Consider the following 10,320-nt stretch of genomic DNA (forward strand, 5'->3'; position numbering starts at 1 on the left):
GTCTGCCGGCGTCAAAGCCGCCGTCGATCGTGAGCAGAAGCGGGTTAAGTGCTAAAGCATAGGCCGGTCGAGGCCGCTGTCGGCCTCGAATAGACTGGCGATGCCATGGCTGACGACGACCACGCGCCGATCTCGGTACAGCAAGCGAAGCTCCTCTTCGCGCCCTGGAAGACTGCGCCCGCGCTCGTGCTGGCGGTGTCCGGTGGTCCGGACTCGCTTGCCCTGATGTGGCTTGCCGCCCGCTGGCGCCGCGCCGCGCCGCGCGGGCCGCGGTTGATCGCTGTCACCGTGGACCACGGCCTGCGGGTCGAGGCCGCGCGCGAAGCGCGCGACGTCAAGCGTCTCGCACGCACGCTCGATGTGCCACATCGCACGTTGCGTTGGACCGGGCCCAAGCCGAAGACCGGCCTGCCGGCCGCGGCCCGCGCGGCACGCTATCGCCTGCTGGCAAGAGCAGCGAGAGCAAGCGGCGCAACCCATATCCTCACCGCACACACCCGCGACGACCAGGCCGAGACGCTGTTGATGCGGATGCTGCGCGGCAGCGGCATCGCGGGTCTCGCGGCGATGGCGCGCGAGAGCGAGCGCGAGGGCGCGTGGCTGGCGCGGCCGTTGCTCGACATTCCGAAGTCCCGGCTCGTTGCGACATTGGGCAAGGCGAAGATCGCCTTTGCCGACGATCCCACCAATCGCGACGTGAGCTTCACGCGGCCGCGGCTGCGCGCATTGATGCCGGCGCTGGCCGAAGAGGGCGGTGACAGCCGAAACCTGGCGCGGCTGGCATCGAGACTGGCGCGGGCGAATGCCGCGATCGAAGTGCTGGCCGACGGCGCGGAGCGCTATCTCGCGTTGAGAGATCGCGATGATGCTGCGCGTTTCGGATTCGATGCCGGCGCGTTTGCCGGTCTGCCCGAGGAGATCCGGCTTCGGTTGCTCAAGCGCGCCATCGACCGGGCCGGCCACGAAGGGCCGGCGGAACTCGGCAAGCTCGAGGCGCTGCTGGCGGTACTGGACAACGCCATTGCGGGCGGCGAGAGGCAGACAAGGCTGAAACAGACGCTTGCGGGGGCAGCAATCAGCCTGACGGAGGGGCGAATTCATGTTAGTCCAGCGCCGCCGCGCCGGGGTAGCCGGGCCTGAGAAACGTCCCTATATCGAAATATCCGCGATCTCGGGACGAAGAGCTTTAACCACCCCGGAAAAACCCTGATTTCTGCGTCATTTTTTGACCGGGAATCGCGTTAAGATGCGTTAAATAGTCCTGAGTGGTTCCCTTGGCATTGACCCGGGCGCCACCTAAATTGGGTGCAGTGGACCGGGGATTCTCGCCTCACTACCCAAGGAATACTCAAGGTTACTGCCAAGGACATTGGGCCGCGATCCGCGCGACCACGAAGGAAGATCAATGAACGCCAATCTGCGCAATTTCGCCCTCTGGGTCATCATTGTCTTGCTGCTATTGGCATTGTTCACGCTCTTCCAGAATCCGGGTCAGCGCACGTCCTCGCAGGACATCTCGTTCTCGCAGCTGTTGAGCGAGGTCGATCAGAACCGCGTGCGCGACGTCGTGATCCAGGGGCCGGACATTCACGGCACCTTCACCAACGGCTCCAGCTTCCAGACCTATGCGCCCAGCGATCCGACGCTGGTGAAGCGTCTCTATGACGCCAAGGTCCAGATCACTGCCAAGCCGCCCGGCGACAACGTGCCGTGGTTCGTCTCGCTGCTGGTCTCCTGGCTGCCCTTCATCGCGCTGATCGGCGTGTGGATATTCCTGTCGCGCCAGATGCAGGGCGGTGCCGGCAAGGCGATGGGCTTCGGCAAGTCGCGCGCCAAGATGCTGACGGAGGCTCATGGCCGCGTCACCTTCGAGGACGTCGCCGGCGTCGACGAGGCCAAGCAGGATCTGCAGGAGATCGTCGAATTCCTGCGCGACCCCGGCAAATTCCAGCGCCTCGGCGGACGGATTCCGCGTGGCGTGCTGCTGGTCGGCCCTCCCGGCACCGGCAAGACGCTGATCGCGCGTGCGGTCGCGGGCGAAGCCAACGTGCCGTTCTTCACCATTTCCGGTTCGGACTTCGTCGAAATGTTCGTCGGCGTCGGCGCAAGCCGCGTCCGCGACATGTTCGAGCAGGCCAAGAAGAATGCGCCCTGCATCATCTTCATCGACGAAATCGACGCGGTCGGCCGTCATCGCGGCGCCGGTCTGGGCGGCGGCAATGACGAGCGCGAACAGACCCTCAACCAGTTGCTGGTCGAGATGGACGGCTTTGAAGCCAATGAAGGCGTGATCCTGATCGCGGCGACCAACCGTCCCGACGTGCTCGATCCTGCGCTGCTGCGTCCGGGCCGCTTCGACCGTCAGGTCGTGGTGCCGAACCCGGATGTCGTCGGCCGCGAGCAGATCCTCAAGGTGCACGTCCGCAAGGTGCCGCTGGCGCCGGATATCAACCTCAAGACCATCGCGCGCGGCACCCCGGGCTTCTCCGGCGCCGACCTGATGAACCTCGTCAACGAGGCCGCGCTGACCGCCGCCCGCCGCAACAAGCGGATGGTGACGCAGGCCGAGTTCGAGGAAGCCAAGGACAAGGTGATGATGGGCGCCGAGCGCAAGTCGCTCGTCATGACCGAGGAAGAGAAGCTGCTGACGGCCTATCACGAGGGCGGTCACGCCATCGTTGGCCTCAACGTCGTCGCGACCGATCCGATCCACAAGGCCACGATCATTCCGCGCGGCCGTGCGCTCGGCATGGTGATGCAGCTGCCCGAACGCGACAAGCTGTCGATGTCGCTCGAGCAGATGACCTCGCGCCTCGCCATCATGATGGGCGGCCGCGTTGCGGAAGAACTGATCTTCGGCAGGGAGAAGGTTACGTCCGGCGCGTCTTCCGATATCGAGCAGGCAACGCGACTGGCGCGCATGATGGTAACGCGCTGGGGGCTGTCCGAGGCCCTGGGCACCGTGTCCTACGGCGAAAACCAGGACGAGGTGTTTCTGGGCATGTCGGTTTCCCGTACCCAGAACGCATCGGAAGCCACGGTTCAGAAGATCGATACCGAGATCCGGCGCTTTGTCGAAGAGGGCTACAACGAAGCCACGCGAATCCTCACCGAGAAGCGCGAGGACCTTGAGACGCTGGCCAAGGGCCTGCTCGAGTTCGAGACGCTGAGCGGCGACGAGATCATCGACCTGCTCAACGGCAAGAAGCCCAACCGCGAGTCGGTGCTGGAGCCGAGCACGCCGCGCGCCTCCGCCGTGCCCCCGGCCGGCAAGCCGCGCCCGCGTCCCGATCCGGACCCGGGTCTGGAGCCGCAGCCTCAGGCGTAAAGCGGATTGCACATTGAATGAGAAACGCGGCGGAGACGCCGCGTTTTTTTATGCACTGCCGTATTTCGAGCGGAGCGAAGCAATCCACAGCAACGGCATAGAATGGATCGCTCCGCTCGCAATGACGGTGTTAGTGATGCCTTGCGTCGCTATGGCTTCGTCATTGCCCCGAAATGACGTTCCAGTATCTGCTCCGGCGTTTCCGTCACGTCGATTGTCTGGCCGTCGCCAACATAGGTGAGAGTGGTGCGCTCGCCGTCGCGCGACATGCTGCCGACGAGCGCGATGTTGATGTGAATGGGTCGTCCCGTCTCGAGCCTCGTGCATTCAATCCAGAAGCGCATGGCGGTCTCCTTTGATTTTCAACATCAAAACATAGAGAACGGCCGTAGGGTGGGCAAAGCGAAGTGTGCCCACCATTCACGCCAGCAGTTTCGGAGAGTGGTGGGCACGGCGCGAAGTGCGCCTTTCCCACCCTACGGCAGCGGTAATTCTCGCTACACGGACGCCCGATGTCGGGCACGCGCGGCGAATGGATGTCGTTGACCCCTTAGCTTCGGAAGAACGTCTCCCGGAGAACCTCCACGGGTCCACCTATCGGCAACGCGACAGGCGCGCCAACTCGGCGATATTCATCGGCACGTTGTCATCGTTGTTCACAGCCGCAGAGTTTCGTCGCCGAAATTCTTGCACATTGCCCCGCCCGCCCCATTGACAGCCGCATGCGAATAGCACGAGATATAGCCGTCACGGTCCACTATGGCCCAACACATGGTGGCTAAGAGGGAAGCCGGTGATCGCGCGAACAAGTGCGAGATTCCGGCGCTGCCCCCGCAACTGTAAGCAGTGAGTTGTTCCCGATTCTTAACGTCACTGATGCGGCATCGCATTGGGAAGACAGGGAATAACGACGACCTGCGAGCCAGGAGACCTGCCGCGACACCAAAAAACGTCCACGGGCGGGGTGTCCCGGCGGCGCTTGCAGACTCATGCCGGCGTTTTCCGCGCGCGCATTTGAAGCAGCGTCTCCTCTGACATCCGGCCCCAACAACATCACGGGGTCTCTTGATGTCACTCTCTCTCGATCGCGAAGCCGGCGCTGCTCCCTTCATCCAACTGCGTCCCGAATCGCTAGCCGCACCGGAAGCGCAGCCGCCGATGCAGGTGATCCGTCGCAACGGCACGGTTTCGAAATTCGACGCCAGCAAGATTTCGGTCGCAATGACCAAGGCGTTTCTCGCGGTCGAGGGGCACAGCGCGGCTGCTTCCCGCCGCGTGCATGAAATCGTCGAGCAATTGACGTCGGAAGTCCTCAGTGCGTTGACGCGCCGGATGAGCGAGGGCCGAACCTTTCATATCGAGGACGTGCAGGATCAGGTCGAACTCGCGCTGATGCGCAGCGAGCACCACAAGGTCGCACGCGCCTACGTGCTGTATCGCGAGGAACGCACCCGACAGCGCGCTCAGCAAGCGGCGGCCAGGGCCGCTCAGGCGTCGAGGGAACCTTCACTGCGCATCACGCTGGCGAGCGGCGCACAAGTCCCGCTCGATGTTGCACGCCTGACGCTGATCGTCGAGGAAGCCTGCGCCGGGCTCGAAGGCGTCGGCGCGGGCGCCGTGCTCGCGGAGACGCAGCGCAACCTCTACGACGGCATCAGCGAGGAGGAACTGGCGCTGGCGTCGGTGATGGCGGCGCGAACGCTGGTGGAGCAAGAGCCGAATTACGCCTATGTCAGCGCGCGCCTGTTGCTCGACAAGCTGCGCACCGAGGTCCTGTCATTCGTGCTGGATGCGCCGACCAACGCGACGCAGGCCGATATGGCCGTGCGCTACGGCGAATATTTCCCGGCCTATATCAAGACCGGCATCAAGGCCGAACTGCTCGATCCCGATCTCGGACGCTTCGACCTGAAGAAGCTCGCCGCGGCGCTGAAGCCGGAACGCGACCTTGCGTTCCAGTTCCTGGGCCTGCAGACGCTGTATGACCGCTATTTCCTCCATGAGCGCGGCAACCGCATCGAACTGCCGCAGGCGTTCTTCATGCGTGTCGCCATGGGGCTGGCGCTGCGGGAGATCGATCGCGAGGCGCGCGCGATCGAGTTCTACGATCTGCTGTCCTCGTTCGATTTCATGGCTTCGACGCCGACGCTGTTCAATTCGGGAACGCTGCGGCCGCAATTGTCGTCGTGCTTCCTCACCACCATTGCCGACGACCTCGACGGCATCTTCAAGTCGGTCAAGGACAACGCCCTGCTGGCAAAATATTCCGGCGGGCTCGGCAACGACTGGAGCCGCGTGCGCGGGCTCGGCGCGCATATCAAGGGCACCAACGGCGAGAGCCAGGGCGTGGTGCCGTTCCTGAAGGTGGCCAACGACACCGCGATCGCCGTCAACCAGGGTGGCAAGCGCAAGGGCGCGGTCTGCGCCTATCTCGAGACCTGGCACATCGACATCGAGGAATTTCTCGACCTGCGCAAGAACACCGGCGACGACCGCCGCCGCACCCATGACATGAACACCGCGAACTGGGTGCCTGACCTGTTCATGCAGCGGGTCGAGGCCGACGGCGAATGGATGCTGTTCTCGCCGGACGAGACGCCCGATCTGCACGACCTCTACGGCCAGCCCTTCGCCGAGCGCTACGCGTTCTATGAAGCCAAGGCGGCGCGGGGCGAAATCCGCGTGTTCAAGCAGGTTCGCGCCACTGACCTCTGGCGCAGGATGCTGACCATGCTGTTCGAGACCGGGCATCCCTGGATCACCTTCAAGGACCCCTGCAATCTGCGCTCGCCGCAGCGCCATGCCGGCGTGATCCATTCCTCGAATCTCTGCACCGAGATCACACTCAATACTTCCGACGACGAGACCGCCGTCTGCAATCTCGGCTCGATCAATCTGCTCAATCACGTGCGGGAAGGGCGGCTGGACGAGGCGCGGCTGAAGCACAGCGTGACGATTGCGATGCGGATGCTCGACAACGTCATCGACATCAACTTCTACACCATTCCCGAAGCGCGCCGCTCGAACCTGCGGCATCGTCCCGTCGGTCTTGGCCTGATGGGATTTCAGGATGCGCTGCAGGCGCTGCGGATCGCGGTGGCCTCCGATGCGGCGGTGACGTTCGCCGATAGCAGCATGGAGATGATCTCCTACTTTGCCATCTCGGCATCCGTCGATCTGGCGGCCGAGCGCGGGCGCTATCCCTCGTTCGACGGCTCGCTGTGGAGCCGGGGCATTTTGCCGATCGATTCGATCGAGCTATTGGCGGAAGCCCGCGGCGGCCTCGCCATGGACCGCGGCATGACGCTGGACTGGGATCGCTTGCGCGAGCGCGTCAAATCATCAGGCATGCGCAACTCGAACGTGATGGCGATCGCGCCGACGGCGACAATTTCCAACATTTGCGGCGTCGCCCAGTCGATCGAGCCCGCCTATCAGAACCTCTACGTCAAATCCAACATGTCCGGCGACTTCACCGTCGTGAACGAATTTTTGGTGCGCGATCTCAAGGCGCGCGGCCTGTGGGACGAGGTGATGGTCAACGACCTCAAATATTTCGACGGCAGCGTTGGCGCCATCGATCGCATCCCGGATGATCTCAAGGCGCTCTATGCGACAGCCTTCGAGATCGACAGCGCCTGGCTGATCGAGGCGGCGTCGCGGCGGCAGAAATGGATCGACCAGGCGCAGTCGCTCAACCTCTATATCGCCAACCCCTCTGGCAAGAAGCTCGATGCGCTCTATCGGCTGGCGTGGGCGCGCGGCCTGAAGACGACCTATTACCTGCGCTCGCGCAGCGCGACGCATGTCGAGAAGTCCACGCTCCGTGGCACCGACGGCAAGCTCAACGCCGTTGCGGCCGCGCCGGTGATGTCGGCGGGAACGCCGATCATCGTGTCGTCGGCGATCACGGCGCCTGATCTCTCGGGTGCGGTGGCATGTTCCATCGACAATCCCGAATGCGAAGCCTGCCAGTAAGCAGACAAGAAGAGAAGGAAACGACAATGCTCGACTGGTCCGAACCATCTCCGCCGGCGCGTCAGGCGCTGCCTTTCGTGGCGCAATCCGTCGCCGCGGCCGATCAAACCGGCCTCGGCGCCATCGACCGAAGCGGCGGCAGGGTCTCCGTGGACGACAAGCGGATGATCAACTGCCGCGCCGACGTCAATCAATTGCTGCCGCTGAAATACAAATGGGCCTGGGAGAAATATCTCGCCGGCTGCAACAATCACTGGATGCCGACCGAGGTCTCGATGCAGGCCGACATCGCGCTGTGGAAATCGCGCGACGGGCTGACGGAAGACGAGCGCCGCGCCATCAAGCGCAATCTCGGCTTCTTCGCGGCCTCTGAAAGCCTGGTTGCCAATAACATCGTGCTGGCGATCTACCGTCATTTGACCAATCCGGAATGTCGGCAATATCTGTTGCGGCAATCCTTCGAGGAAGCCGTACACACCCACACATTCCAGTACATCGTGGAGAGCCTCGGATTGGACGAGGGCGAGCTGTTCAACATGTACCGCGAGGTGCCCTCGATCACCGACAAGGCGGCGTGGGCGCTCAAGCACACCCAGCATCTCGACGATCCCGATTTCCGCACCGGAACGCCGCAGGCCGATCAGGCGTTCCTGCGCGATCTCGTCGCCTTCTACGTCATCTTCGAAGGCATGTGGTTCTACACGGGGTTCGCGCAGATCCTCTCGCTCGGCCGCCGCAACAAGATGGTCGGTATCGCCGAGCAGTATCAATACATCCTGCGCGATGAATCGATTCACCTGAATTTCGGCATCGACGTCATCAATCAGATCAAGATCGAAAACCCGCATCTGTGGACCAAAGCGTTCCAGGACGAAGTCCGCGCCATGGTGCGCGAGGCGGCCGAACTGGAAGCAGCTTATGGGCGGGACACCATGCCGCGCGGCTTTCTCGGCCTGAATGCCGCGCTGTGCGAGAGCTACATGCATTTCATCGCCAATCGCCGCTGCGCGCAGCTCGGGCTGCAGCGCGTGTTCGATGAAACCGAGAATCCGTTTCCCTGGATGTCGGAGGCGATGGACCTGAAGAAGGAGAAGAACTTCTTCGAGACGCGGGTGATCGAGTACCAGAATGGCGGTGCGCTGAGCTGGGAGTAGGGGAGCAACGCGTGCTCTCCACTCGTCGTCCTTGCGGATGCGGGGACCCATACCGCGTGATCTATCGATAAAGCATGAGGGGAGACGCCTGTCGTCCACAGTCGGCATCGGTGGTTATGGGTCCTGCGTTCGCAGGGACGACGGAGGAAAACCGTCGTCACCGCGCCAAACCTTAAGATTTCCTCAATTCACTCCGGCCTATTGCTTGGGGACGTGCGCTTTCGAACAGCGCACGCAAGGCAAGGACCGCGCATGACCGCATCTCTTTCCGCCCTCAGGCCCGCGCCGGAGCAAAGCGCAATTCCCGCGTGGCTCGTCAGGGTCTGCCTGGTGCTGGCGGTTGCGAACGTGACCCTGTGCGGGACGGCGTATCTGTCACAATGGTGGGTTTACGATGCGAACGGCCTCGGCATCCCGACCGATTTCATCAACGTCTGGGCTGCCGGCCGGCTGGTGCTCGATGGCCTCCCGGCACAGGCCTATGACTGGGACATTCAGAAGCAGGTCGAGGTCGCAAAGCTCGGCAAGGATTTTGTCGGCTATTTCGCCTGGCACTATCCACCGCCATTCCTGTTCGTCGCATCCGTGCTGGCGCAGCTTCCCTACCAGGCCGCGTTCATCGGCTGGGTTGCGGTCAGTTTTGTGCCCTTTGTTGTCGCGATGCGCGCGATCGTCGGCCACAGCTTCGGCTATCTGCTCGCATTCGCCATCCCGATGGCGTTCATCAATGCGCTGGTCGGGCAGAACGGCTTTCTCACGGCGGCGCTGATCGGCGGCACGCTCTATCTGATCCCGGTACGTCCGGTGCTGGCAGGCATCTGCCTCGGGCTTCTGACGTACAAGCCGCAATACGGACTGCTGTTTCCGATCGTACTGATCGCGGCCGGACATTGGCGCGTGTTCATCAGCGCTGCCGTAACGGCGCTCGTGGTGGCCTTCGCGTCCCTGCTTGCCTTCGGCTTCGAAAGCTGGCTGGCGTTCTTCCACTGGATGCCGAAATTCTCGCAAGCCTTCCTGACCGAAGGGAAAGCTCCATGGTGGAAGATGCAAAGCATTTTCTCGATGGTACGCTACTTCGGCGGCAGCGAGCCGCTCGGTTGGGCATTCCAGTGGGTCCTCACCGCGTCCGTCGCCGTGGTGGTGGCGCTGGTGTGGCGAAGCCGTGTGCCCTACACATTGAAGGCCGCGGCGCTTGGCGCTGGCACGCTGCTGACCACGCCCTATCTCTTCATGTACGACATGATGGTGCTGGCGATTCCGGTCGCCTTCCTGATTCGCATCGGATTGAAAACCGGCTTTCGTTCCTACGAGCTTCCGGCGCTCGGCGTCGTCGTCGCGCTTCTCGTGTGCTACATGTTCACGGGTGTACCGACTGGCCTTGGCGCCACGCTGGTCGTGGCTGCGCTGGTCCTGCGCCGTGCCGGATCATGGTGGCGGCACGAGCCGGCGCCAGCGCTTGCTGCGGTACGTATCTGACGGCGGGCTCAACGTGAAGCGCGAGGGCGGCGATCTGAGGCTGCTCAATACGGGCATGCGAACCGGGCGTTGAGAGTTTGTTAAAGATTCGAAAGCCCCACCGGCATCCGTGTTGCAAAACCGTCTTGTCATCAGGCGTGAATAGTTGTTCACTTCTTCGAGGCGATGACGGAGCCTATCGCCCAAGACATTGAAGGTGCGCGCGTTCTGGCAGGCCTCCTGGGGCTTCGAGGGCGCGCGGGGGACGGAAATCGCGCCATGGTGTATCGGCGAACCCATCAGGTCGTAAAGCGGCTGGCGGCACGGCGCAGCGCCATCCTGGCGGCGGCGCGGGATGCCGCGGCCGAGGGCGGCATGGCGGCCGTGCAGATCGCCCCGGTCGCG

6 protein-coding genes, 1 pseudogene and 1 riboswitch are annotated in these 10,320 nt (G+C 63.1%); of the genes and pseudogenes, 6 read left to right on the forward strand and 1 reads right to left on the reverse strand.

What is annotated here, in order from left to right; translation table 11 throughout:
* The first annotated feature begins 105 nt into the window (after nucleotides 1–105).
* Together tilS and ftsH are read left to right on the forward strand one after the other, a co-directional pair.
* Nucleotides 106–1,140 carry a tRNA lysidine(34) synthetase TilS gene (tilS, locus tag CQ12_RS29130; RefSeq protein WP_057838736.1) on the forward strand — a complete coding sequence of 345 codons (1,035 nt, stop codon included), beginning with the start codon at nucleotides 106–108 and terminating at the stop codon, nucleotides 1,138–1,140.
* 265 nt (nucleotides 1,141–1,405) lie between these two features.
* The gene (gene ftsH / locus CQ12_RS29135) at nucleotides 1,406–3,328 is read left to right on the forward strand and encodes an ATP-dependent zinc metalloprotease FtsH (RefSeq protein WP_057838737.1); all 1,923 of its coding nucleotides are present in this window, start codon (nucleotides 1,406–1,408) and stop codon (nucleotides 3,326–3,328) included.
* Between the two features lie 149 nt (nucleotides 3,329–3,477).
* Here the strand turns inward: ftsH and CQ12_RS29140 are convergent, their stop codons facing one another.
* Nucleotides 3,478–3,672, reverse strand: a complete 195-nt coding sequence (locus CQ12_RS29140; protein ID WP_057838738.1) for a hypothetical protein — start codon at nucleotides 3,670–3,672, stop codon at nucleotides 3,478–3,480.
* Nucleotides 3,673–4,061: 389 nt separating this feature from the next.
* Nucleotides 4,062–4,281, forward strand: a riboswitch (cobalamin riboswitch).
* A 115-nt stretch (nucleotides 4,282–4,396) separates the two neighbouring features.
* Between CQ12_RS29140 and CQ12_RS29145 the strand changes: the two genes are divergently transcribed.
* From CQ12_RS29145 to CQ12_RS29160, 4 genes and pseudogenes are all read left to right on the forward strand, one after another.
* Entirely contained in the window at nucleotides 4,397–7,306 is a 2,910-nt protein-coding gene (locus CQ12_RS29145) for a ribonucleoside-diphosphate reductase subunit alpha (RefSeq protein WP_057838739.1), read from the forward strand.
* Nucleotides 7,307–7,332: 26 nt separating this feature from the next.
* Nucleotides 7,333–8,460, forward strand: coding sequence for a ribonucleotide-diphosphate reductase subunit beta (locus tag CQ12_RS29150; RefSeq protein ID WP_057838740.1), 1,128 nt, complete (start codon nucleotides 7,333–7,335; stop codon nucleotides 8,458–8,460).
* 252 nt (nucleotides 8,461–8,712) lie between these two features.
* Nucleotides 8,713–9,936 (forward strand): glycosyltransferase family 87 protein, encoded by a 1,224-nt coding sequence (locus CQ12_RS29155; RefSeq protein ID WP_057838741.1) that lies wholly within the window; start codon nucleotides 8,713–8,715, stop codon nucleotides 9,934–9,936.
* A gap of 258 nt (nucleotides 9,937–10,194) precedes the next feature.
* A pseudogene (locus CQ12_RS29160) lies at nucleotides 10,195–10,320 on the forward strand (TetR/AcrR family transcriptional regulator); the annotation flags it as partial.

Origin of the sequence: Bradyrhizobium jicamae, from assembly GCF_001440395.1 — a bacterium.
Classification (GTDB): domain Bacteria; phylum Pseudomonadota; class Alphaproteobacteria; order Rhizobiales; family Xanthobacteraceae; genus Bradyrhizobium; species Bradyrhizobium jicamae.

Coding starts and splice junctions, on each gene's coding strand:
- tilS (WP_057838736.1), top strand. CDS start 106: ATGGCTGACGACGACCACGCGCCGATCTCGGTACAGCAAGCGAAGCTC.
- ftsH (WP_057838737.1), top strand. CDS start 1,406: ATGAACGCCAATCTGCGCAATTTCGCCCTCTGGGTCATCATTGTCTTG.
- CQ12_RS29140 (WP_057838738.1), bottom strand. CDS start 3,672: ATGCGCTTCTGGATTGAATGCACGAGGCTCGAGACGGGACGACCCATT.
- CQ12_RS29145 (WP_057838739.1), top strand. CDS start 4,397: ATGTCACTCTCTCTCGATCGCGAAGCCGGCGCTGCTCCCTTCATCCAA.
- CQ12_RS29150 (WP_057838740.1), top strand. CDS start 7,333: ATGCTCGACTGGTCCGAACCATCTCCGCCGGCGCGTCAGGCGCTGCCT.
- CQ12_RS29155 (WP_057838741.1), top strand. CDS start 8,713: ATGACCGCATCTCTTTCCGCCCTCAGGCCCGCGCCGGAGCAAAGCGCA.